The sequence below is a fragment of the Streptomyces sp. NPDC048270 genome, from assembly GCF_040652335.1.
Taxonomy (GTDB): Bacteria; Actinomycetota; Actinomycetes; order Streptomycetales; family Streptomycetaceae; genus Streptomyces.
The window spans coordinates 118,258-141,528 of sequence record NZ_JBEZLV010000006.1; the positions used below are offsets into that span (position 1 = coordinate 118,258).

Here is a 23,271-nt window from a genome sequence, read left to right on the forward strand (position 1 = left end):
TGGTTCCGCCGCCCGTGTGCGCCCCAGGTCGGGGCGTCACATGGGACGTGGTTCGAGCCACGGCCGGTTCCCCACCGCGTGGCGTGTCTCAGGCCGCGACCGACACCGCTCCGATCATGGCGTGCAGCCGGTCGGCGGCGGCCCGTCCGAAGGCCGGGTCGTTGATGTGGGTGTCGTAGTCGTAGAGCCGGGCGGCGCTGCCCCGCAAGCCGTCGCGCAGCGCCGAGAACAAGGCCCGGTCCGCGCCGGGGTCATGGTAGGGCCCGCCGGGGGCGCCGAGCGTGGACAGTCCGCGCAGTGGGACGCAGACGGCCGTGGGGCCGGTCGCCGCACGGAGTTTGCCGGCGACCCGGCGGCCGAGTTCCGCGCACTCGGCCTCGGTCGTGCGGATCACCGTGATGGACGGGTTGTGCACGCGGACCCGCCGGTGGCGGACCCGGTCGGGCAGCGTCTCCATCGGGCCGAACTTCACCATGTCCAGCGCCCCCAGGCTCACCACCTGCGGGATCCCGGCCCGCCCGGCGGCGCTGAGCCGGTCGGGGCCGGCGGTGAGGATGCCGCCGCACAGGTCGTCGGCGAGCTCGCTGAGCGTGAGGTCGAGGACGCCCGCGAAGACCCCCTGGCCGGCCAGCGTCTCCAGGGTGCGGCCGCCGGACCCGCTGACGTGGAAGACGAGGACCTCGTAGCCCAGTTCGGTCAGCCGCTCACGGGCCGCGTCCACCCCGGTCGTGGTCACACCCGCCATGCTCGCCGCGATCAGCGGGCGGTCGCCCGCGCCCAGCCGCGGGGCGCGGCGCGGGTCCAGCGAGGCGCGGGCGAAGGCCTTCGCCATCCCGGCGACCGCCTCCACGGCATTGGCCAGGACGGGCGACGAGACGCTGTTGATCCCCGCGATGTCCACCACGCTGTACATCATCGTGATGTCCGAGGAGCCCACGTACGGCGAGACATCGCCGGACGCCATGGACGAGACCATCAGTTTCGGTACGCCCAGCGGCAGGGCGCGCATCGCCCGGGTGGCGATGGAGGTGCCGCCGCTGCCGCCGATCGCGAGGACCCCGTGCAGCCGGCCTTCGGCGTGCAGGCGTAACAGGGTCGCCTCGGCGCCCCGGGCCATCGCGGTGACGGCCGCGCCCCGGTCGGCGGCCGCACGCAGTTGCGACAGTTCCGTTCCCGCGGCCCGGGCGACCGCCTCCCGCGGTACGTCCGCGGGCACCCGGGGCTCGCCCATCACCCCCGTGTCGACCAGTACCACTTCGACGCCGGCGCGCAGCAGCCCTTCGCGCAGCCAGCCGTACTCCACACCCTTGGTGTCCAGGGTTCCCACCAGCACGACGTTCGTCATGTGTGCAATGTGCACGCAGCCGGACCCGCTGACAAGCCGACGCGTATCAGCCCTTGATCACCTCCAACAGGCGTTCCAGGAAAGGAACCTGAGAGGCGATCAGTTTCTGCCGGGCGGTGGACGGGTCGAACCACGCCACCCGGTCGAGCTCGGGGAACTCCTGCACGGTCCCCGAGTGCGGCGGCCATTCCATCGTGAAGGTCCCGGGCACCATCAGCGCGGGGTCGAGGTCCGCCTCCACCGCCCAGACGGTCACCAGTTTTCCGCTGGTCAGCCGTACGTCGCCGAGGGGAAGGTACTCGCCCTCCGGCGGCGGCAGCCCGATCTCCTCGGTGAACTCCCGGCGGGCCGCGTTCCGCGGGGTCTCGCCGGGTTCGTACTCGCCCTTCGGGATGCCCCAGCCGCCGGCGTCCCGCCCCGACCAGAGCGGGCCGCCCAGGTGGCCGAGGAGGACCTCGATCCGGGGGTCGGCATCCTCACCCGTTCGGCGGAACAGGAGCAGTCCGGCACTGCGCTTGTGCGTCATGGGTCCATGTATGCCCCGTACGGCGGCAGGCCATGGACCGGACCCGCCGGTGTCCGGCGACGCGCCGTCAGTGGTCGTGCGGGCCCTCGCGGTGGACCGGGCCGTGGGCGTCCGCGCAGTGCGCGTCCCGCGGCTGCTGACCGGAGCGGCCGACCGTGAGCAGCACGTCCTGCACGTGGTCCACCTGGAGGGTGGTGTGGGTGATCCCGTACTCCTTGGCCAGCAGCCGCTCCAGGTCCCGGCGCACCGCGTGGCAGTCGCCCGCGGGCTCCACGAGCACGTGCGCCGACAGGGCCGCCTGCCCGGAGGTGATGGTCCATATGTGCAGGTCGTGCACCTCGGTGACCGGCGGGTGCCCGACCAGCCGGTCGCCCACCGCGTCCGGGTCCACATGGGCGGGGGCGGCCTCCAGGAGGATCCGGCCGGACTCGCGGACCAGCCCGTAGCCCGCCTTGACCATCAGCACCACCACCACGAGGGTGGCGATCGCGTCGGCCTGCCGGAATCCGGTGGTCAGCACGATCAGGCCGGCGACGGCGGTCCCGATGAACGCGAACAGGTCGTTCAGGATGTGCTGGTAGGCGCCCTCGACGGCGAGGGAGGACCGGTTGGCCCGCGAGATGCACCAGGCCGCGGCGATGTTGACGAGGATGCCCGCCAGCGCCGTCACGACCACCAGCCCGCCCTCCACCGGCGGCGGGTCCATGAGCCTGCGCACCGCCTCGTACGCCAGCCACACCGCCAGCAGCAGCAGCGTCAGCCCGTTGGCCTGGGCGGAGAGTATCTCCGCCCGCTTGAGGCCGTACGTGAAGCCGCCGCGCGCCGGCCGGGCCGCCAGCCGCATCGCGATCAGCGCGAGGACGATCGAGACGGCGTCGGTCAGCATGTGGGCCGCGTCGGAGATCAGGGCCAGCGAGTTGGCCACCACGCCGATGACCACCTCGACGGCCATGAACGTGCCGATCAGGCCGAGTGCGATGGCCAGCCAGCGGCGGTCGGCGTCGGCCGACACGCCGTGGCTGTGCCCGGCGTGGCCGTGGCCCTTGCCGGCGCCCTCGTCGGGCGCGCGGCCGTGGTCGTGCGCATGGTCGATCGCGGTTCCGTGGTCGTGCCCACTCATGGCGTCCCCCGTTTGTTCGGTTCCGTCGCGTGAAGTGAAGCGCACCCGGGCGAGATGGGCAAAGGCTGCAACGGGGACCGTTGTCATTACCCATAAGAGGCCTCTGACCTGCGGTGATGCCCGACCGGTGCCGCGTCGCCCGGATCGTGGGAAAATCTGCTCATGGTCCAGCGCCCCGGTGTGCCGACCGCACCCGAGCTCGTTCTGGAGACCGACCGGGGCTCCACACGGATGAGCCCGGGCCGGAACTACCACGTCGGCCGCGACCCCCTCTGCGAGATCTGCCTCGAGGACGCCCGCGTCTCGTGGCACCACGCCGTGCTGCGTCCCGACGGCGACCACTGGACGGTCGAGGACGAGGGCAGCACCAACGGCACCTGGGCCGACGGCCACCGCATCCACGAATGGATCGTCGGCCCCGGCAGCGAGCTGCGCTTCGGCAGCGCCGAGGACGGCCCGCGCGCCGTCCTCGTCGACGCACCCGCCGGATCGGCCCGCCCCTCCCGGATCTCGAACCCCGGCATGACCGGCACCTTCCGGCAGCCGACGACCATACGCCCGCTGCTCGCCCGCGCCGCCGTCAAGATCGGCCGAGGCCCCGACAACGACCTCGTCATCGAGGACCTCATCGTGTCCCGGCGCCACGCCGAACTCCGCGCCCTGGCCGACGGGAGCTACGAGATCGCCGACCTCGGCAGCCACAACGGCACCTATCTCAACGGCGCCCGGATCGAGGGGGCCGCCCGCCTGGCCGAGGGGGACATCGTCGGCATCGGCCGCTCCGCCTTCTGCCTCGTCGGCGACCAGCTCCAGGAGTACGTGGACACGGGCGAGGTCTCCCTCGACGTCCAGGACCTCACCGTCGCCGTCGACCGGGGCCGCAAGACCCTGATGGACGGCGTCTCCTTCCCCGTGGGCGCCAAATGCCTGCTCGCCGTCGTCGGCCCCAGCGGTGCGGGCAAGTCCACCCTGCTCGGCGCGCTGACGGGCCTGCGCCCCGCCGACCGCGGCACCGTCCTCTACGACGGCCGCGACCTCTACCGCGACTACGCCGAACTGCGCAGCCGCATCGGCCTCGTCCCCCAGGACGACATCCTGCACGCCCAGCTCACCGTCCGCCGCGCCCTCGTCTACGCCGCCGAACTGCGCTTCCCGCAGGACACCGCCAAAGCCGAGCGCGAGGCCCGGGTCGACGAGGTGATCCGGGAGCTCGGCCTCGTCCAGCGCGCCGACCAGCCCATCCACAGCCTCTCCGGCGGCCAGCGCAAACGCGTCTCCGTCGCCCTGGAACTGCTCACCAAGCCGTCCCTGCTCTTCCTCGACGAACCCACCTCCGGCCTCGACCCCGGCATGGACCGCTCGGTCATGCACATGCTGCGCGGACTCGCCGACGACAGCCGCACCGTCATCGTCGTCACCCACAGCGTGCTCAGCCTCGACGTCTGCGACCGGCTGCTGTTCCTGGCCCCCGGCGGGCGCGTGGCCTACTTCGGCCCGCCCCAGGAGGCCCTCGACTTCTTCGGCTTCGACCACTGGCCGGAGGCCTTCGAGGCCTTCGAGACCCAGCAGGGCCGCGACTGGGCGGGGGCCTACCGCGCCTCGCCCGTCCACCGCCGCTACGTCCACGACGCCACCGCGCGCGGGACCGGACCGGCCGACGCGGCCGCGGGGCCCGCCCGGGCCGCGCCGCTGCCCCCGCCCAAGGCGCAGAGCTGGGGCTCCCAGCTGTCCACCATGATCCGCCGGTACGCCGCCGTGCTCGGCGCCGACCGCACCTTCCTCGTGATCATGGTCGCGCTGCCGTTCATGATGGGCGCCATGGCCCGCGCGCTCGCCGGAAGCACCCTCACCGCCGAGACCGCGTTGAACGCCCTGCTCATCCTGACCATCGGCGGCGTGCTCACCGGCGCCGCCAACGCGGTGCGCGAACTCGTCAAGGAACGCGTGATCTACCAGCGCGAACGCGCCGTCGGGCTGTCCCGCTCCGCCTACCTGATGTCCAAGGTGGTGGTACTCGGCACGATCACGGTCGGCCAGGCCGTGGTGCTGACCCTCGTGGCCCTCGGCGGAGTGAAACTGAACGCCCCGGACGGCAAGGGGATCATCCTGCCACCGCTGATCGAGATCACCCTCGCCGTCGCCCTGCTGTCCTTCACCGCGATGATGCTCGGACTGCTGATCTCCGCCCTGGTCCGCAAGGAGGAGGTCACCATGCCCCTGCTGGTCCTCCTCGCCATCGTCCAGGTCGTCTTCTGCGGCACCCTGCTGAAGCTCTACGACGTCGCCGTCCTCGAACAGGTGGCCTGGCTCGCGCCCGCCCGGTGGGCGATGGGCGCGATGGGCGGCACCATCGGGCTCGGCGCCATCGTCCCCGGCCGGCTCACCCAGGACCCGATCTTCCGGCACGAGGCCGGCGTGTGGCTGATCAGCATCTCCATGCTGCCGGTCCTGTCCGTGCTCTTCGGCGTCCTGGTGTCCCGGCTGCTGCGCAGGCACGAGCCGGCCGTCATGCGGAAGCAGCCGCGGAAATGAGCTTCTCCGAGGGGGTCGCGGACTTCCACCCCACCCACATCGTCCCCCAGGAGGGCCTGCCCGCCTGGGAGACCCCGGACGCCTCCCGCCCGACCGTGCCGCTCGACGCCTTCCTCCCCGTACAGCTGCTGACCCGGCGCGGCGACTGGGGGGAGGTCCTGTGCGCCAACGGCTGGTCCGCCTGGGTGGACGGCCGCCTGCTGGTCTCGGTACCGCAGCCGCCGCCGACCGCCGCAGGACGCCCCCCGGGACGCGCCGAGGACCCCGGACCCCAGCTCGACCGCGGCGCCGCGTCCCTGGACCGCTACCGGCGGGCCGTCGCCGAACTCGCCGCCGGGCGCACGGACAGCGATGCCTTCCGGCGGTCCGTACGGGGCCTGCGCGCCGGGATCGTCATCGACGGGGAGTCCGTGTGGCTGTACGACGAGTCGGCGGGCCGGTGGATGTACGGCGACGGGTCCCGGATGATGACCTACGCGGCCGTCGCCGGACCGGGAGCACCCCTCGGACCGGGCACCCCGCCCGCACCGGCCTCGCCGCCCGCGACCCCGCCCGCGGAGGCTTCGGCGCCCGATCCGGTCGCGGTACAGCTCGACGTGGAGCCCGAACCGGAGATGGGGCACGCCCCGACCCGCATCGTCGACAAGCCCGGGCACGGCGGCGAGTGATGGCCACGCCGGATCCGGTCGGCGGGCGCCCCTCCGACCTGCGGGGCAAACGCATCGCCGGATACGTGGTGGAGAGCGAGATCGGACGCGGCGGCATGGCCGTCGTCTACCGGGCGCGCGACCTGAACCTGGACCGTACGGTGGCGCTGAAGCTGCTGGCCCCCGAACTGGCCCGGAACGACACCTTCAGGCAGCGGTTCGCGTACGAGTCGAAGGTGGCCGCGGCCATCGACCACCCGCACATCGTGCCCGTCTTCGAGGCGGGCGAGACGGACGGGCTGCTGTACATCGCGATGCGCTACGTCCCCGGGCAGGACCTGCGGGCCATGCTGAACCGCGCCGGGCCGCTCCCGGTGGACACGGCCGTCCGGATCGCCGGGCAGGTCGCCTCGGCGCTGGACGCGGCGCACGACCACGACCTCGTGCACCGCGACGTCAAACCGGGCAACATCCTCGTCGCACGGGGCACGGACAGCGACCACCCCGAGCACGTGTACCTCACGGACTTCGGACTGACGAAGAAGTCGCTGTCCCTGACCGGCTTCACCAGCGTGGGGCAGTTCGTCGGGACCCTGGACTACGTGGCGCCGGAGCAGATCTCCGGCAAGCCGGTGGACGGCCGGTGCGACGTGTACAGCCTCGCCTGCGTGGTCTACGAAACCCTGGCCGGCGGCCCGCCGTTCGAGCGGGACGACGACATGGCCCTGCTGTGGGCCCACCAGTACGACGCGCCACCGCCGCTGTCCTCGCGGCGGCCCGGGCTGCCCGAGGCGTTGGACGAGGTCCTGGCGAAGGCGCTGGCCAAGTCCCCGGAGGACCGCTGGAGCACCTGCCTGGAGTTCACCGGAGCGCTGCGCCTCGCCGGCGCGTCCGCCGGCCCCCCGCCCCGCCCGGCGCCCCCGCCGGACACCGCGCCCCCGCCTCCTCCGGCGTGGGCGCTCCCGGTGTTCGGACGGGACGCCTGAGGTACTCCGCCAAGGGCGCGGCGGTGGCGCCGGCCCGGCGTCAAGGGCGGGGGGCCGCGGCGGGCTCGTCGACGCGGCCGCGGTGGCGCACCGGCCGGGCCAGGAGCGCGCCCAGGAAGCCCGCCACCGCGCCCCACAGGAGGGCGAGGCCGACCGTGCGCCACAGGACCGGCAGGAGCTCCACCCTGCCGCCGAGGCCGTCCTCGTCGCCGATCCCCAGGAGGGAGAGGCCGAACTGGGCCTGGACCCGCGCCAGCAGGCAGACCATCAGCGTCGCGAGGGCCAGGGCCACCGCCAGGTGCAGCGCGTGCTGCCAGGGGCGGACGTGCGCGGGGGAGCGTACGGCCGCCAGTACGCCGGTGCAGAGCAGCAGGACCGCGGCCACCGCCACCAGCCACCAGGCGCGGGAGTCCCGCTCGGCGAGCGAGGCCACGTCGACCGAGGACAGGTCGGAGCCGCGCAGGACGTGGTCCAGCAACGGGGGCATCGGCAGCCCGAACGGGCCCTCCACCCGGCCCTCCCAGGCACCGCCGAAGCCCAGGGTGAGCGCGAGCCAGACCAGGTTCGGCAGGCCCAGCAGGATCACGGCCAGGGTCCGGGCGGCGTGGCCCTGGGTGGCGGCCACGACCACGCCGACCCCGATGCCGAGGACGACGTACGCCAGCAGCAGCACGACCGTGGCGAAGGCGGCGGGGCGCACCGCGGCGTGGAAGCGGACCAGCCCGGCCGGGAGCGGTGCGCGGCGGGAGACCAGCAGGGCCACCAGCAACAGGCCGATGATCCACAGCAGTCCGAAGAGGATCGTGGCGGGCAGGTTGGCCCGGAACCCCACCGTCGGGGCGGAGTCGAGGAGTTCGCCGATCACTCCGATGGGGGAGTCGCCGGTGGTGAGCCCGAACGTCTGCCGGGCGAGGTAGCCCGCGCCGGTCAGTGCGAGGAGCCACAGGACGATCAACGGGACCGCCCGGCCGAGGAGTTCGCGGGGCCGGGCGACCGCACGGTTGTGCAGCGGACGCAGGAAGCAGTAGCCGGCGGTGAGGGCGCCGGCCAGGCTCACCGAGAGCGGGAGCACCGACAGGTTCGCGTTCGCCCCCGCCAGGAATCCGGCTCCGCCCGACACCTCGACCGAACCGCCGGCCGCCATCACGACGACCGCGGCGACCACCCGGGGGAACGCGCCGCCGGGCAGATCGCCCGCGCCCGCGAACGCCAGGCCGGCCGCGGCGACCGCGGTCATCACCGCGAAGGCCGCGACGACGGCGACGAGGGCGTCACGCCATGCCCCCGCGGAGCCCCCGGACGACGGTGATCTCGGTGTCTGGCTCACCCTGCAACCGTGGCACTCTCGGCTTGCGGGCACCACCCGGACGGCGCACACAATGGTCCGCAGGGAACTCACTCCTCCTGTGAAGGAGAGCCCGTGACCACGCAACCCTCCGGCCGACCGCCCTCGTCAGAGCGCCCCACCGGGCCGCCGTCAGGCCCGCTCTCGGGCGGGCAGCAAGGGCCTCCTCCGCCGCCTCCACCCCCTTCCGCGCCGCCCGGTGGGCCCGGTGGCGCGGGCGGCCCCGGCGGCCCCGGCGGCCCGGCCAAGGGCCCGTGGTGGCGGTCCGTACCCCGGCTCGCCACCGCGCTCGTCGCGGTGGCGGCCGCGGTGGCCCTGGCCGTGGTGCTGACCAGGCCCTCCGGGACGGCCGAGGGCGGCGAGGTGTTCCTCCAGCCGGTGGCCGCCTCGGGCCCGGACCCGTTCACCGAGTCCACCGCGGTGAGCGAGGCCCCGCCGCCCCCGGAGACCCCACCGCCGACCGGGACGGGGAAGCCTCCCGAGACCGGCAGGCCCCCTGAGACCGGCAAGCCGCCCGAGACCGGCAAGCGGCCCGAGACGGGCAGGCCCCCCGAGACCGGTACGCGGCCCGCGACCAGGGCGCCGGGCACCACGGCCCCCTCGGGCACCCGGACCGTCAACGGCGCTTCGCCGGGCGTGTACAGCGGCACCAGGAACGTCGCCAGCTGCGACGTCGAGAAGCAGATCCGGGTGCTGTCCGCGCAGCCGGACCGGAACAGCGCCTTCGCCTCGGCCCTCGGCATCCAGCCGGCGGCCGTCCCCGGCTACCTCCGCTCGCTCACCCCGATGCAGCTGCGGTTGGACACCCGGGTCACGAACCACGGCTTCCGGGACGGCAAGGCCACCTCCTACCAGGCGGTGCTCCAGGCCGGAACGGCCGTGCTGGTGGACGACCGCGGGGTGCCGCGGGTGCGGTGCGCGTGCGGGAACCCGCTCGGGCCGCCGGTGGCACTCAGGGCCAACCCGAAGCGCTTCGGGCAGGTGTGGAACACGTACCAGCCCGCGCGGGTCGTCGTCATCGCACCGTCGGTGACCATCGTGAACAACTTCGTGATCTACGACCAGGGCAACGGGCACTGGTACGAGCGGGTCCCCGGCGACCGTCCCAGCCGGCCCGACCGGCGGGTGCCGCCGCCCGTGTTCCCGACTCCGCCGATCACCACGACGACTCCGTCGTTCCCCACGCCGACCAGGCCCACCGGCTCGCCGTTGACGCCGACGCCGACCCCGACCGGGTCGCCGACGCCGTCGGGAACGCCCTCGCGGACGCCTTCCGGGACCCCGTCGGAGACGCCGTCCAGGACCCCGTCCGTGACTCCGTCGGAGACGCCGTCCAGGACCCCGTCCGAGACCCCGTCCGAGGCACCTTCCGAGACCCCGTCCGAGACGCCATCGCCGACCCCGTCGAGGGAGGAGTCGCCCACGGCGTCCCCTTCGCCGGAGTCCCCGTCCGCGTCACCCGCCGCGTCGCCCACGCCGTCCCCGACCGAGGCGACCCCGCCGGCCACCTCCGTGCCGCCGACCGAACCGCGGTCGGTGGAACCGGAGTCCCCGCCGCCGACCACACCCGAGGCGGAGGTGCCGCCGGCCCCGGTTCCGACTCCGGCGCCCTCGGTGCCGCTTCCGCCGCCGCCGGTCGTCCCCAGCCCTGAGGAGCCCGCCCCCGCGGAGCCCAGCCCGGAGGCCCCCGCCCCCGAGGAGCCCGGACCGGCCCAACCCGACCCCGACCGGCCTGAGGAGTAGCAGCCCGTCGGGCCTGTAAGGGGCCAGTAGGGGCCGCCCCCCGCGGGGAGGCGGCCCCTACCGACGCCGCCGTCCGGCGAGCGAGTCGCCCGCCGCGCCCACCGCGATCCCGAGCGCCACCATCACCCCGTAGCCGTAGGGCTCGTAACCCTCCGGGACCAGGAAGCGGACGAAGCCCATGAAGTGGAACCAACCGAGCCATTCGTGCAGCAGGCCGCTCGCGCCGCCGACGACGAGGACGAAGCCGATCAGCCCCGACAGGGCCGTCGCGGGGGATCCGGGTGTGGTTGAGGTCATGCCCCGACGGTAGGCGGGCGGGCTCGGGCGGCGGATCGGCCGTTGGGCGCCGGCGAGGGGTACTTAAGTATCCGGTTGGCCGCGCGGAGGTCCGGCCACCGCCGGGCCCGCGTAGATTTCCGGGACATGCGCCGCTTCCCCCGCATCCCCGGCATCCACCGGATCCCCCGGCTCCGGCGGATCTCCCGCACCCGCCGGGACTGGGCCGCCGACCTGGCTCTCGTCCTCTTCGCCGCCTGCTTCGCGGCCGTCAGCTCGCAGTCCATCCCGGTGGCCGACAGCATCGGACCCGCCTGGCGCGCCGCCGACCAGGCGGCCGGCGGGCTGGCCTGCGCGGCGGTGCTGCTGCGGCGGCGCTGGCCGGTGCAGCTCGCGGTGGTGCTCCTGCTGGCGGGCACACAGGCGCACTATCTGACCGGCCCGGCGCTGGTGGCGGTGTTCACGGTGGCCGCGAGCCGGCCCTGGCGGATCACGGCCTGGGTGGCCGCCCTGGCCTTCGCCCCGCTCCCGCTCTTCCTGTGGCGGCTGCCCGGCATGTCCGACGAGCGGGCGGGCCCGGCGGTCACGTACTTCGCCCTGATCGCCGGGTCCCTCGGCTGGGGCCTGTTCCGGCGGTCCCGGCAGCAGCTGATCGCCTCGCTGCGGGAACGCGCCGAACTGGCCGAGGCGGACGCGGAGTCGCGGGCCCAGCGGGTCCGGATGGAGGTGCGCGAGGAGATCGCCCGCGAGATGCACGACGTACTCGGGCACCGGCTGTCGCTGCTGAGCGTGCACGCGGGCGCCCTCGAGTACAACCCGGGCGCACCGCCCGCGGAGACCGCCCGGGCCGCCGGGGTGATCCGGGAGAACGCGCACCTCGCCCTGCACGACCTGCGCGAGGTCATCGGAGTGCTCCGGTCGGGAACGGGCACCGACACCGCGGAGCGGGAGCGGCCGCAACCGGAACTGGCGGACCTGGAGCGGCTGGTGGCGGAGGTCCGGGCGGCGGGCGGTCGGATCGAGCTGGCCGGGCCCCCGGAGGGGCCCGCCCCGCCGCCGCTCGCGGGGCGCACCGCGTACCGGATCGTGCAGGAGGCGCTGACCAACGTACGCAAGCACGCGCCCGGTGCGACGGTCCGGGTGCGGGTGGCGGGGGTCCCGGGGGAGCGGCTGACGGTGGAGGTGCGCAGCGACCGGCCGCCCGGTCCGGCTCCGGGGCCCGGTCCGGACCGCGGGCCGGGCGCGGGCGGCGGACAGGGCCTGATCGGACTGGCCGAGCGGGCCCGGCTCGCGGGCGGCGAGCTCACGGCCGGCCCCGCGGACGGCGGGTTCCGGGTGGCCGCGTGGCTACCCTGGCAGCACTGAACACAGGGAAGGGGCGCGGGTGATCCGGGTACTGCTGGTCGACGACGACGCGATCGTCCGGGCCGGGCTGCGCCTCATGCTCGGCGGCGCCCCGGACATCGAGCTCGTCGCGGAGGCAGCGGACGGCGCCGAGGTGCCCGCGCTGGTCACCTCCTACCGCCCCGACCTGGTGCTGATGGACATCCGGATGCCGGGCGTGGACGGACTGGCCGCCACCGAGGCCCTGCGGGCCCGGCCCGGCGCGCCCGAGGTGCTGGTCCTGACCACCTTCCACACCGACGCGCACGTCCTGCGGGCGCTGCGGGCCGGGGCGGCCGGCTTCGTCCTCAAGGACACCCCGCCGCACGAGATCGTGACGGCGATCCGGGCGGTGGCCGCCGGAGACCCGGTGCTCTCGCCCGCGGTCATCCGCCGGCTCATCGACCGGGTGGCGGCCGGCACCGGCCAGGACACCCGGGCGGCCGCGGCCCGGGAACGGCTGGCGCTGCTGGCCGGACGGGAGCGGGAGGTGGCGCTGGCGGTCGGGCGCGGCCTGTCCAACGCGGAGATCGGGCGCGAACTGCACCTGGCCCTGCCGACCGTGAAGACGCACGTCTCCCGGATCCTGACCCGGCTGCACCTCAACAATCGCGTCCAGATCGCCCTGCTGGTCCACGACGCGACCCCGCCGGAGGACTAGGGCGCCTCTCCGATCAGGCCGGGCTCCTCGGCCGGGCCCGGCCGTTTTCGCCGCTCGGGGGCGATATGAGGAGAAAGGCCGCGGGGAGTGAGACGCTGGCTGCATGGCCCAGTGGGGACGGAATCCCGAGGTCGACTGGCCCGCGCGGCCGGACACAAGCCTGGCGCTCAACCGCATGGGCACCTTCGACTGGGACCTCGACAGCGGACGGATGTTCCTCGATCCCACCGCCCTCGAGGTCATCGACCTGCGCCCGGACGAGTTCGACGGGACCACCGCCGGGCTGCGCCCCCGCATCCCGCCCGCCGACGAGGCCCGCCTCGAGGCCCGGGTCGCGCAGGCCCTGGAGGACGGGCACAGCCACTACGGGGCCTACGTCCGCGGCCGCCGCCGGGACGGAACCCTGGCCTGGCTCCACATCCAGGGGCACATCATGCGAGACCCGGGCGGGCGCCCGTACCGGGTCATCGGAATCCTCCGCGACGCCGCCCACGACCCCGGGGAGCCCGGCGCCGCCGGGGAGCGCGCGGAGGGGCGGCGCCGGATGACCGGCGTCGTCGAACGGACCACGGCCATCCTCGCCCACGCCCGCACCGTCAACGACGTGACCGACGTCCTCAAGGATCCGGAGGCCCTCGGCCACCTCGGCGCCGTCAGCGTGATGCTGGGCGTCGTCGACGGCGGTCGCATCCACCTGGTCGCGGAGGGCCAGCTGGGCTCGTACGTGCCCGAGATCGAGTACACCCGGATCGACGCGCAGCTCCCGATGAGCGAGGCCGTACGCACCATGCAGCCGGTCTACCTCGCCTCACGGGAGGAGTTCCAGCTGGGCTACCCGCAGCTGTGGCCGTACATCGAGCCGCTGTCCGTGCGCAGCGGGGTCTACCTGCCGCTGATCGCCCAGGGGCGGCCCATCGGGGCGCTCGGGCTGCTCTACACCCGCGACGGGGACTTCACCGCCGAGGAGCGCAACCTGCTGATGGCGCTCGGCAGCGGCATCGCGCAGAGCCTCCAGCGCGCCATGCTCTTCGAGCAGGAGCACGACCTGGCGGAGGGCCTCCAACGGGCCATGCTGCCCCGCCGGATCCCCGACGTGCCGGGCGCGCTGATCGCCGTGCGCTACCGCTCCGCCCGGATGGGGCGGGACATCGGCGGCGACTGGTACGACGTGATCCCGCTCGGCGAAGGCCGCGTCGGGGTCATGATCGGTGACGTGGAGGGCCACGACACGGACGCGGCCGCCGTCATGGGCCAGCTGCGCATCGTGCTGCGCGCCTACATCGTCGAGGGGCACACCCCCGGCACCGCCATGGCACGGGCCTCCGCCTTCCTGCGCGAGCTGCAGACCGAACGGTTCGCCACCTGCACGTACGCGGAAGTGGACCTCACCAGCGGGATGCTCCGGATGGTCCGCGCCGGCCACCTCGACCCGGTGGTGCGGCGCGGGGACGGCAGCTGCCACCGGGTCCAGGTGGCCGGCGGGCTGCCGCTCGGGCTGCCGCCCCGCGAGCAGTCCGGCAGCGGCTCCGGCTACCCGGTCACCAGCATCGAGCTGCACCCCGGTGACACCCTGCTGCTGTGCACGGACGGGCTGGTCGAACGGCCCGGGGCGGACTTCGACACCGGCATGCGGGAGCTCATGGACGCGGTCCGCGGCGGCCCGGTCGATGTGGAGGAACTGGCCGACGTCCTGTGCGACCTGGTCGGCGACTCGGGAGGCGGCGACGACATGGCCCTGCTCGTCCTGCGCCGCCGCGGCACGCCCACCGGGCGCGGCGGCGGCCCGCTGCACCACCGGCTGGACCCCGGCGATCCGGAAGCCCCGGCGATGGCCCGGCACCTGATCCGAGCGGCCGCGGCCGCCTGGGGAGCAGGGGACCGGGCCGACGAGATCGAACTCGCGGCGGACGAGCTGATGACCAACGCCCTGGTCCACACCGACGGCCCCGCCGAGCTCGGCATGCGGCTGACGGCGGAGGGCCGGATCCGCGTTGAGGTCGAGGACTCCAGCAGCGCCCTGCCGAGGCGCCGTGAGGCGGGGGACTGGGCGGTCTCCGGACGCGGGCTGCTCCTGGTGGAACAGCTCGCGGACGCCTGGGGCGTGGAGCCCCGGGGCGGCGGGAAGCGCGTGTGGTGCGAGTTCGCCGTCACCGCCCCGCAGCCGGCGGCCGGCTGACCTTCAGACGGCGGCGTACGGGCCCTGCACGGCCTTGGTGTTCTGCAGGGCGGTGAGCTTGCGGACGAACAGCACGGCGAGCACCGCGGCGGCGACCATGAGCAGGTCGGAGAAGACGCCGACGGCGGAGGCGTCGCGCACGGCCTCGGGGGTCTCGGCCCGTTTGTACATCTGCGCGAAGACGCGGTCGACGCAGGCCGCGAGGACCCAGACCACCCACCAGGCCGTGAGGGGCGCGGCGGAGACCGGGCGCCAGGATCCGTCGGGTCCGAGCTGGGTGCTGGCCGTCCAGACCTGGCGGGCGATGCGGAAGGGGAGGAACAGGTTGCCGAGGGGGATGAACCAGGCGCCGATGGCCCAGCCGCGCCCCATGGTGAAGGCGTCGGGGCGGAAGATCCCGCCGTTCACGCGCACCCGGTGGAACCAGATGACGAAGACGGTCGCCGTGCCGAGCAGCGCCAGGAGCTGCAGGCCCCCGGCGAAGGCGGTGAGGACGTCCGACGTGCTGAGCGCGTCGCGCGTGGCCTGGTCGGGGTCGGCGATCAGGTCCTTCATCAGCGACCAGGCGAACAGGTGGGCGCCCGCCGAGAACAGGTTGACCGCGCCCGCGAGGGACAGCAGCACGGTCAGCGCCGTCGCGAGGGCCTGCGGGGAACGCAGTACGTCGGCGGACGGCGGCGGGCCGGGGTACGGGGGGCCCGGGTACGGCTGCCCGGGGTAGGGCGACCCGGGGTAGGGCGGCGCCGGGTCGGGCGACCCGGCATAGGGCGGCGCCGGGTACGGCTGCTGCGGGTGCGGCTGCCCCGGAAACGGGCCGGCCGCGTCGTACGGCGGCGGTGAGCCTGGCGGCGGCGGTGAGCCGGGCGCGCTGAAGGACATGACGGAGGACCCCCCACGGGACGCGTGACATGCGGATGGCGCCCGCGACGGGCGCGCAGGCACCGCAGAACATATGCCAGGCCGCTGACGTGCGTCCAAACGATTCCGGCGGCGGCGCGCTAGAGGCGTACGAGGGTGACCTCGGTGGCCTTCACGCTGGTCCACACCTCGGCCCCGTCGACGATGCCCAGCTCCGCGGCGGCCTCCGGGGTGATCTCCGCGACCAGGTCCGGCGCGTCCTGCGGGGCGATCAGCACCCGCAGCCTGCTGCCGACCGCCGTGACCTCCCGTACCGTGCCCGGCCACACGTTGCGGGGACTGCCGCCCGGCCGGTCCCGGTGCACGGACACCGCCTCCGGGGCGATGATCGCGAGGGCCTGCGCCCCCTCGGGCAGCGCCTCGGCGACGACGAGGCGGCCCCCGGCGGCCAGGTCCAGCCCGTGCGCGGAGGCCGTGCCCGGCCAGGCGTTGCGCCCCAGCATCCGCGCCACCCACGGGGAGCGCGGATGCCGGGTCACCTCGGAGGGCGGCGCGTCCTGGAGGGTCTGCCCGTCGGAGAGCACGAGGACCCGGTCGGCCAGCGAGACCGCCTCGACGGGGTCGTGCGTGACGATGAGGCAGACCCCGCCGAAGCCGGCCAGGTGTGTGCGCAGGGTGTGCCGGACATGGGCCCTGGTGGTCTGGTCGAGGGCGGCGAGCGGTTCGTCGAGCAGCAGCAGCCGGGGGCGGGCCGCCAGGGCGCGGGCGAGGGCGACGCGCTGCGCCTGGCCCCCGGAGAGCTGGGCGGGCTTGCGCGCGGCCAGGTGCCCGACGCCGAGCCGGTCCAGCCAGGCCTGGGCGTCCAGGCGGGCCTCGGTCCGCCCCACCCCGTGGGCCCGCAGGCCGTACGCGGTGTTGGCCAGCGCGCTCAGGTGCGGGAAGAGGGCGCCGTCCTGCGGGACCCAGGCGACCTTCCGGCGGTGCGGGGGCAGGGCGGTGACGTCGGTGTCCCCGAGCCGGAGCTCGGCGTGGGCGCGCGGCGTCAGGCCGAGGAGGGCGCGCAGCAGGGTGGTCTTCCCGGCGCCGTTCTCGCCGACCACGGCGATCGTGGTGCCCGGTTCGGCGTCGAGGGTGAGCCGGTTGAAGCCGGTGACGGCCGCGTGCAGGGACCAGTGCCCGGCCTCGGCCGGGGCGGCCGCCGCCGAATCCCGGGGGGACGCGGGCGCCGGTGCGGACGGCTCCTCGGCGGTGGGCGGCGCCCCGGCGGGCTTGCGGGCGGCGGGCGTGCCCGTCCAGCGGCCGCGCAGGGCGATCAGTACGCCCATGGCGATCGCGAGCAGCAGCAGGGAGACGGAGGTCGCGGCCTCGGGCTCGTCCTGGAGCAGCAGGTACACCTGGAGCGGCAGCGTCTGGGTGGTGCCGGGCAGGTTCCCGGCGAAGGTGATGGTCGCGCCGAACTCGCCGAGCGCGCGGGCCCAGGTGAGCGCGGCGCCGGCGATCAGGCCGGGGGCCACCATCGGCAGGGTCACCGTGAAGAACACGCGGACCGGCGAGGCGCCGAGGGACGCGGCGGTCTCCTCGTAGCTCTGCCGCAGCCCGCCGAGGGCCCCCTCCAGGCTGATCACGAGGAACGGCATCGCCACGAAGGTCGCCGCGACGACGGCCCCCGACGTGTGGAAGGGCAGGGTGACCCCGAAGGTCTCCTCCAGCCAGGGCCCCAGCAGCCCGCGCCGGCCGAAGCCGAGCAGCAGGGCGACACCGCCGACGGTCGGCGGCAGCACCATCGGCAGCAGGACCAGCGAGCGGACCAGGGCCTTGCCCGTGAACTCCACGCGGGCCAGCAGCCAGGCGAGCGGCACGCCGAGGAGCAGCGAGAGGCCGAGGGCCCAGAAGGACACGACGAGCGACAGGTTCAGGGCCTGGACCACGCCGGGGCTGCCGAGATGGGTGCCGAGCTCGCTCCACCGGGTGCGGCTGAGGATGCCGATCAGCGGCAGCAGCAGGAACGCGACGGCGAGCAGCGCCGGGAGCGCGAGGGTCACGGGGGGCCGGGTGCGGGTGCGGAGTCTGCTCATGGGGCGTTTCTGGCTCGGGGGCGGCTGCGGGGAAGCGTACGCGGGACGGCCGCGCCCCATGCGAAGGGCTGCCCGTCCCCCCGGACCGGGCAGCCCTGCTCGGCGTTTTCGGATGCGGGCGGTGGGCGGCGGGCGGCACAGGCCGGGAGGGGCCTGCCGCCCGCCGGTCTGCTCCCTAGGCCTGCTGGAAGCCGGCGCCCTGGAGGATCTTCTGCGCCTCCGGGGTGCTCAGCCAGGCCACGAACGCGGCGGCGGCCTCGGGGTTCTTGGACTGCTTCAGGGTGGCGGCCGGGTAGGAGGCCACCGCGTTCTCGGCGTCCGGGATGTCCACGGCGACGACCTTGTCGCCCGACTTGGCGGAGTCGGTCCGGTAGACGAGCCCCGCGTCGGCCTCACCCAGCTCGACCTTGCTGAGCACGGCGCGCACGTTGGGCTCCTGGGAGACGGGCTTCACCGTGACGCCCTGCTTGTCCAGGATCTCCTTGCTGTAGCGGCCCACCGGGACCTCGGGCGCGGCGAGCACGACCTTGATCTTGGTGTCGGCGAGGTCCTTGAGGGCGGCGATCTTGAACGGGTTGCCCTTGCCGGTCGCGATGACCAGCCGGTTCTTGGCGATGATCTTGGCCTCGCCCGTCTCGCCCCGCAGCCCGTCCATCGTCTTCGTGTCGGCGGTGACCAGCGCGTCGGCCGGGGCGCCCTGCTTGACCTGCGCCGCGAGCTCCTGCGAACCGGCGAAGGAGAAGGTCACCTTCGTGCCGGGGTGGGCCTTCTCGTACGCGGCACCCGCGGTCTTGAAGACGTCCGTGAGGGAGGAGGCGGCGAGGACGGTGAGGTTCGCGGCCTTGGGCTCGGCGGAGGCGGAGGCCGAGGGGCCGGCGGAACCGGCGGCCCCGGTGTCCCCGCCGCCGTTGCCGCAGGCGGCCAGCGGGACGAGCAGGGCGGCGGTCAGCACGGCGGCGGCGGCGCGGCGGCGGTTCAGGGGCGCGGACATGGGTGGAGGCTCCTCGGTCGAGTCGGCGGCCGGCCTTGTGCCGGGACCGTGGCGGTCCTGGATGCGGCGGGACTGCACGTGCGACAAGGTAGGGCCATCCGTGGCGCATTTGCAATTGGCTTGGGGTCATCTACATGGCAGATGCCATAGCTCTTGTGATATCCGCCGAAAGTCCTTCGGCCATCCGGGCCCGCCTCGCTGGTGCTGTGACCGCAGAGGTTCACCGGGTCGCGACGCCCGGCACGGCACCTCGCCGCGTTGTCGGACCGCGCACGTACGTCCAGTGCGAGCCGTGGCCCTCCGCCTTGCGATGCACCGCACCGGACGCCGCGCCCCGGCAGACCTTTCCGGCCACAGCACTAGAGTCGGGGCATGGCTGATGAGGTATCGGGATCGGGTACGGACACGGGATCCGTGCGGGTGGACGCGTGGATCTGGTCCGTGCGCCTGACGAAGACCCGCTCGACGGCGGCGACCGCCTGCCGGGCGGGCCATGTGAAGGTCAACGGGGAGCGCGCGAAGCCGGCGCAGCCCGTGCGCGCGGGTGACGAGGTGCGGCTGTTCCACGCGGGGCGGGAGCGCATCGTCGTGGTGCGCCGGCCGGTGTCCAAGCGCGTGGGGGCTCCGGTCGCCGCCGAGTGCCTGATCGACAAGAGCCCGCCGCCGCCGAGCCCCGTGGAGGCCGCGGTGGTGGGCATCCGCGACCGCGGAGCGGGCCGACCGACGAAGCGCGAACGCCGGGAGATCGAAACCCTCCGCGGCCGCCCGTAGCCTCCGGCGGGGCCGGCACCCACGACCGCCGCCCGGCCCCGGCCGTCCAGGGACGGCGCGTCCACCAGCCGGGAGGCCGGCGGCCGTTCGCCCTCGGCCGCCGGCCGCGCCGGCCGGCCGCGGTCGGGCCGCCCGCCGCCAGGCCCCGGGCGAGTTCCGCAGCTCCGCCACCGCCTCGGCGACCTGCGCGCTGTGCGAGACGCCCGCCGGCCGCGCCGGCCGGCTTCGCCTCGCCGGGCTCAGGCCTTGCGGTAGGCGTAGGCCTCGTTCGCGGTGGTTTCGACCATCGGCAGGGGGGCTCCGGCGGAGGCGGTGACCACCGCTGCCACCGCTCCCTCCAGGAACGGTGCGTCCACCAGCCGGGAGCCCGGCGGCAGTTCGCCCTCCGCCAGCAGGGACTTCACCGTCAGCACGGAGCTGCCCAGGTCCGCCAGCAGGGCGACGCCGGCGCCGCGGTCCACCTCCCGCGCGGCCGCGAGGATGCGCTCCGCGCTCGTGCCGAGGCCGCCCTCGGCCGTGCCGCCCGCAGCGGCCACCGCCGCCATCGGGCCGCCCGCCGCCAAGCCCCGGGCGAGCTCCGCCACCGCCTCGGCGACCTGCGCGCTGTGCGAGACCAGCACGATGCCGACCAGGCCCGCTCCCGCCTCGCCGCTGTCACCGCCCTCGGGGGAGGCCGAGTGCGGCGGTACCGGCGAGGCGGGAGCGGCCGCCCCCGGGTCCTGCGCCGCCTCCGCGGCCTCCGCCGCCCCCGGGTCCTGTGCCGTCGCTTCCGCGGCCTCCGCCGCCCCCGGGTCCTGCGCCGTCGCTTCCGCGGCCTCCGCCGCCCCCGGGTCCTGTGCCGTCGCTTCCGCGGCCTCCGCCGCCCCCGGGTCCTGCGCCGCCTCCGCGGCCTCCGCCGTCCCCGGGTCCTGTGCCGTCGCTTCCGCGGCCTCGGCCAGCGCCGCCAGCAGCAGCGCCGACGAGGTCGCGCCCGGGTCCTGGTGGCCGATGCTCCGCTCGCCGAGGTAGCTGGCCCGGCCCTTGCGCGCCCGCAGCGGCACCGTCGCCAGCGCCCCCTGCTCGGCCGCCTCCGCGGCCGCCCGGTAGGAGGTGCCCAGCGCGGCCACCCCCGGGACCAGGGCGTCCAGCATCGTCTTGTCGCCCGGCGCGGCCCCGCCCAGCCGGGCCACCGCGCCCACGCCCGCGTGAAGGGCCTGGCGCAGCGCCTCGTCGGAGACCTCCGCGGCCTCCCCGAGCTCCTTGCCGGTGCGCCTCAGCAGCGTCCCGTACAACGGCCCCGACGCGCCGCCGACGGTCGAGATCAGGGTCCGCCCCGCGAGCTGGAGCACCCCGCCCGGGGTCCCCGGGGCCTCCGCCGACAGGGCCGCCCCTACCGCGACGAAGCCCCGCAGCAGGTTGCTCCCGTGGTCCGCGTCCCCGATGGGCGAGTCGAGCTCGGTCAGCCGGTCCGCCTCGCGCTCCACCACGGCCGCGGTGGCCGCCATCCAGCGCCGGAAGAAGTCTGCGTCACGCACCGGATCTCCTCGTATCGGGATCAGCCCGGGCGGGCCTCACCGCCACCTTACGGTCAGCGGCCCCAGCGCAGCGCGGCCGTCTGCACGGGGGAGGGCGTTATTCGTGCAGGTGTTCGGTTATGGGGTTAGGGTGGAGGCATGCACGCAGTACAGGGCATGGGCCTGCAGGGTTCCCTCTTCGACCAGGGTGACGAGATCGGCCTCGGGTCGCTCGCCGGCCTGCGGCGCACCGCACTCGGGGCCGGGGCCTGGGTCGACCACCTGCCCGGCTGGCTGACCGGGGCCGACGCGCTCTTCGAGCGGCTGGCCGCCGAGGTGCCCTGGCGCGCCGAGCGGCGGCAGATGTACGAGCGCGAGGTCGAGGTGCCGCGCCTGCTCGCCTTCTACGGGGCGGACGAAGCCCTCCCGCATGCCGTCCTCACCGACGCCCGCGAGACCCTGAGCCGTCACTACGCCGCCGAGCTCGGCGAGCCCTTCGTCACCGCCGGGCTGTGCCTCTACCGCGACGGCCGGGACAGCGTGGCCTGGCACGGGGACCGGACGGGCCGCTCCTCCACCGAGGACACGATGGTCGCGATCGTCTCCGTCGGTGACCCCCGGGACCTCGCGCTGCGCCCCCGCGACGGCGGCCCCGCCCTGCTGCGGCTGCCGCTCGGGCACGGCGACCTCGTCGTCATGGGCGGCTCCTGCCAGCGGACCATGGAGCACGCCGTGCCCAAGTCGACGCGGGCCGTGGGCCCGCGCATCAGCGTCCAGTTCCGCCCCCGCGGCGTGATGTGACCCGCGGTCACACCCGGTCGGGCTCCTTCGCGGGGCGGACCGTGCCCGCCGCGGCGGCCGCGGCCGCGTGCAGCGAGCGCAGGGCCAGCAGCAGGACGCCGATGTCGTCCAGGTACACCGGGTCCGGAATCAGGTCCACCGGCGAGACGGTGTAGATCACGGCGACCCAGAACAAGGCCTTGTCGCGCAGCGGGATCCCGGCGTCCAGTAGCATCCGCCGGGCCCGCAGGACCCGTACCAGCAGCACGGCCGCGGTGATCGCGAGCCCGGTCGCGACGGCCAGGGCGAGCCAGAGCCAGATCTTTGCGTCCATTGCGCGCCTATACCCGCCCGGCGGGCCCGCATACCGCCCGCCCGCGGTTCACGAGCCCGAGCCCTGGGCCCTCAGGCGCCGGCCGACCTCGCCCAGCCCGTCGGCGAGCGCGTCGAGCTGTTCGGGGGTCAGGACGTCGATGAGGACCTCCCGGACCGTGGTCACGTGTCCGGGCGCCGCCTCGTCCAGCCGGGCCCGGCCGGCCTCGGTGAGCACGGCGAAGACCCCCCGCACGTCGGAGGGGCAGCTGCGGCGACGGACCAGGCCGGCCTTCTCCATCTGGGTGACCTGGTAGGTCAGCCCGCTTTTGGAGTTGATCAGGCCATTGGCCAGTTCGGTCATCCGCAGCTCGCCGCCGGGGGCCGCGGCGAGCCGTACGAGGATCTCGTACTGGGGGTGCGAGAGCCCGGAGTCGTCCTTCAACTGCTGGTCGAGGCGGCGGTTCACCAGCGCCGACGCGGCCAGGAACCCGCTCCAGGCGCGCTTCTCGCGGTCGTCCAGCCATCTCGTTTCAGCCATGGCCCCACCCTACATGGGTTGTTCCAATTTGAATCAAAGGCTAGGGTCGGGCCCGGCGGTTCGAATTTGAACAACTCCTGCCCCATCCGTCCCCTCGAACCGCCCGACCGGAAGGAACTCCCCCCATGACCAGTCCCTCCGCCGCACCGGCGAAGCCGCAGGCCCCCGCACCGGCCGACCAGCCCGCAGCCCGCTTCGCCCCCTCGACCCCGGGCCACGACGCCGGGCTGCTGCTCCTGCGCCTCGTCCTCGGCCTGACCATGGCCGCGCACGGCTCCCAGAAGCTCTTCGGCTGGTTCGGGGGCGGCGGCGTCAGCGGCACCGGGCAGTTCTTCACCGCCAGCGGCTACCCCGCCGGAGAGGCCATGGCCGTCCTCGCCGGCCTGACCGAGACCCTCGGCGGTCTCGGCCTCGCCGCCGGACTGCTGACCCCGCTCGCCGGCGCCGCCGTCGTCGGCACCCTCATCAACGCGATCGCCGTCCACGGCGCCGGATCCTTCTTCGCCCCCCAGGGCATCGAGTACGAACTGCTGCTGACCGCGGGCGCGGCCGCCCTCGCCCTGACCGGCCCCGGCCGGTACGCCGCCGACCGCTTCCTGCCGGTCCTGCGCGGCCACCGCCTGTCCCACGGCGCCCTCGCCCTCACCCTCGGGGTGGTCCTCGGCGCCGTGCTGCTCCTCGTCCGGAGCTAGGCCGTCCCCTTCGGATCC

General features: G+C 74.8%; 20 protein-coding genes and 2 pseudogenes. 10 read left to right on the forward strand and 12 right to left on the reverse strand.

What is annotated here, in order from left to right; all coding sequences use genetic code 11:
- Positions 1-88: 88 nt before the first annotated feature.
- The 3 genes from AB0D66_RS08465 to AB0D66_RS08475 all read right to left on the reverse strand — a co-directional run bounded on the left by AB0D66_RS08465 (position 89) and on the right by AB0D66_RS08475 (position 2,991).
- A complete protein-coding gene (locus tag AB0D66_RS08465; RefSeq protein WP_362298600.1) occupies positions 89-1,345 on the reverse strand; it encodes a Tm-1-like ATP-binding domain-containing protein in 1,257 nt (418 codons plus the stop codon).
- Between the two features lie 46 nt (positions 1,346-1,391).
- Complete coding sequence (locus tag AB0D66_RS08470; RefSeq protein WP_362298603.1) at positions 1,392-1,871, reverse strand: NUDIX domain-containing protein; 480 nt, start codon at positions 1,869-1,871, stop codon at positions 1,392-1,394.
- Positions 1,872-1,938: 67 nt separating this feature from the next.
- Positions 1,939-2,991: a cation diffusion facilitator family transporter gene (locus AB0D66_RS08475; protein WP_362298606.1), complete on the reverse strand. Its 1,053-nt coding sequence runs from the start codon at positions 2,989-2,991 to the stop codon at positions 1,939-1,941.
- Between the two features lie 162 nt (positions 2,992-3,153).
- Between AB0D66_RS08475 and AB0D66_RS08480 the strand changes: the two genes are divergently transcribed.
- Genes AB0D66_RS08480 through AB0D66_RS08490 form a run of 3 tightly spaced genes read left to right on the forward strand, consistent with a single transcriptional unit; the run spans position 3,154 to position 7,156 of the window.
- Positions 3,154-5,523, forward strand: coding sequence for an FHA domain-containing protein (locus AB0D66_RS08480; protein ID WP_362298609.1), 2,370 nt, complete (start codon positions 3,154-3,156; stop codon positions 5,521-5,523).
- Complete coding sequence (locus AB0D66_RS08485; protein WP_362298612.1) at positions 5,520-6,191, forward strand: hypothetical protein; 672 nt, start codon at positions 5,520-5,522, stop codon at positions 6,189-6,191. Before AB0D66_RS08480 ends, AB0D66_RS08485 begins: the two co-directional genes overlap by 4 nt.
- A complete protein-coding gene (locus AB0D66_RS08490) occupies positions 6,191-7,156 on the forward strand; it encodes a serine/threonine-protein kinase (RefSeq protein ID WP_362298615.1) in 966 nt (321 codons plus the stop codon). The genes AB0D66_RS08485 and AB0D66_RS08490 overlap by 1 nt, the downstream gene beginning before the upstream one ends.
- Before the next feature lie 40 nt (positions 7,157-7,196).
- Here the strand turns inward: AB0D66_RS08490 and AB0D66_RS08495 are convergent, their stop codons facing one another.
- Entirely contained in the window at positions 7,197-8,483 is a 1,287-nt protein-coding gene (locus tag AB0D66_RS08495) for a streptophobe family protein (protein WP_362298619.1), read from the reverse strand.
- A gap of 93 nt (positions 8,484-8,576) precedes the next feature.
- Between AB0D66_RS08495 and AB0D66_RS08500 the strand changes: the two are divergent.
- Positions 8,577-9,602: pseudogene (locus AB0D66_RS08500) on the forward strand (DUF6777 domain-containing protein); the annotation flags it as partial.
- Positions 9,603-10,301: 699 nt separating this feature from the next.
- Here the strand turns inward: AB0D66_RS08500 and AB0D66_RS08505 are convergent.
- Positions 10,302-10,541: a hypothetical protein gene (locus AB0D66_RS08505; RefSeq protein ID WP_362298622.1), complete on the reverse strand. Its 240-nt coding sequence runs from the start codon at positions 10,539-10,541 to the stop codon at positions 10,302-10,304.
- 126 nt (positions 10,542-10,667) lie between these two features.
- Between AB0D66_RS08505 and AB0D66_RS08510 the strand changes: the two genes are divergently transcribed.
- From AB0D66_RS08510 to AB0D66_RS08520, 3 genes are all read left to right on the forward strand, one after another.
- On the forward strand, positions 10,668-11,885 hold the full coding sequence (locus AB0D66_RS08510; RefSeq protein ID WP_362298625.1) for a histidine kinase: 1,218 nt from the start codon (positions 10,668-10,670) through the stop codon (positions 11,883-11,885).
- Between the two features lie 19 nt (positions 11,886-11,904).
- Positions 11,905-12,564, forward strand: a complete 660-nt coding sequence (locus AB0D66_RS08515; protein WP_362298628.1) for a response regulator transcription factor — start codon at positions 11,905-11,907, stop codon at positions 12,562-12,564.
- A gap of 103 nt (positions 12,565-12,667) precedes the next feature.
- Positions 12,668-14,740, forward strand: coding sequence for a SpoIIE family protein phosphatase (locus tag AB0D66_RS08520; protein ID WP_362298631.1), 2,073 nt, complete (start codon positions 12,668-12,670; stop codon positions 14,738-14,740).
- A 3-nt stretch (positions 14,741-14,743) separates the two neighbouring features.
- On the opposite strand, the gene AB0D66_RS08525 is transcribed toward AB0D66_RS08520, so the two are convergent.
- The 3 genes from AB0D66_RS08525 to modA form a co-directional block, all read right to left on the reverse strand.
- The gene (locus AB0D66_RS08525) at positions 14,744-15,619 is read right to left on the reverse strand and encodes a DUF4328 domain-containing protein (RefSeq protein WP_362298634.1); all 876 of its coding nucleotides are present in this window, start codon (positions 15,617-15,619) and stop codon (positions 14,744-14,746) included.
- 119 nt (positions 15,620-15,738) lie between these two features.
- Positions 15,739-17,673, reverse strand: coding sequence for an ABC transporter permease (locus tag AB0D66_RS08530; RefSeq protein ID WP_362298637.1), 1,935 nt, complete (start codon positions 17,671-17,673; stop codon positions 15,739-15,741).
- Between the two features lie 175 nt (positions 17,674-17,848).
- Complete coding sequence (gene modA, locus AB0D66_RS08535; protein WP_362298640.1) at positions 17,849-18,664, reverse strand: molybdate ABC transporter substrate-binding protein; 816 nt, start codon at positions 18,662-18,664, stop codon at positions 17,849-17,851.
- A gap of 372 nt (positions 18,665-19,036) precedes the next feature.
- Here modA and AB0D66_RS08540 point away from each other — a divergent pair, with 372 nt between their 5' ends.
- The gene (locus AB0D66_RS08540) at positions 19,037-19,435 is read left to right on the forward strand and encodes an RNA-binding S4 domain-containing protein (RefSeq protein ID WP_362298643.1); all 399 of its coding nucleotides are present in this window, start codon (positions 19,037-19,039) and stop codon (positions 19,433-19,435) included.
- 239 nt (positions 19,436-19,674) lie between these two features.
- Here the strand turns inward: AB0D66_RS08540 and AB0D66_RS08545 are convergent, their stop codons facing one another.
- Both AB0D66_RS08545 and dhaL read right to left on the reverse strand, forming a co-directional pair.
- Complete coding sequence (locus tag AB0D66_RS08545) at positions 19,675-20,055, reverse strand: PTS fructose transporter subunit IIA (protein WP_362298867.1); 381 nt, start codon at positions 20,053-20,055, stop codon at positions 19,675-19,677.
- A gap of 303 nt (positions 20,056-20,358) precedes the next feature.
- Positions 20,359-20,949, reverse strand: a pseudogene (gene dhaL, locus AB0D66_RS08550) (dihydroxyacetone kinase subunit DhaL); the annotation flags it as partial.
- Between the two features lie 138 nt (positions 20,950-21,087).
- On the opposite strand from dhaL, the gene AB0D66_RS08555 reads away from it, so the two are divergent.
- The gene (locus tag AB0D66_RS08555; protein WP_362298646.1) at positions 21,088-21,729 is read left to right on the forward strand and encodes an alpha-ketoglutarate-dependent dioxygenase AlkB; all 642 of its coding nucleotides are present in this window, start codon (positions 21,088-21,090) and stop codon (positions 21,727-21,729) included.
- 7 nt (positions 21,730-21,736) lie between these two features.
- Here the strand turns inward: AB0D66_RS08555 and AB0D66_RS08560 are convergent, their stop codons facing one another.
- Both AB0D66_RS08560 and AB0D66_RS08565 read right to left on the reverse strand, forming a co-directional pair.
- The gene (locus tag AB0D66_RS08560) at positions 21,737-22,042 is read right to left on the reverse strand and encodes a DUF1232 domain-containing protein (protein ID WP_362298649.1); all 306 of its coding nucleotides are present in this window, start codon (positions 22,040-22,042) and stop codon (positions 21,737-21,739) included.
- A 48-nt stretch (positions 22,043-22,090) separates the two neighbouring features.
- Positions 22,091-22,561: a MarR family transcriptional regulator gene (locus AB0D66_RS08565; RefSeq protein WP_362298652.1), complete on the reverse strand. Its 471-nt coding sequence runs from the start codon at positions 22,559-22,561 to the stop codon at positions 22,091-22,093.
- Between the two features lie 125 nt (positions 22,562-22,686).
- Between AB0D66_RS08565 and AB0D66_RS08570 the strand changes: the two genes are divergently transcribed.
- On the forward strand, positions 22,687-23,253 hold the full coding sequence (locus tag AB0D66_RS08570; protein ID WP_362298654.1) for a DoxX family membrane protein: 567 nt from the start codon (positions 22,687-22,689) through the stop codon (positions 23,251-23,253).
- The last annotated feature ends 18 nt before the right edge of the window (positions 23,254-23,271 follow it).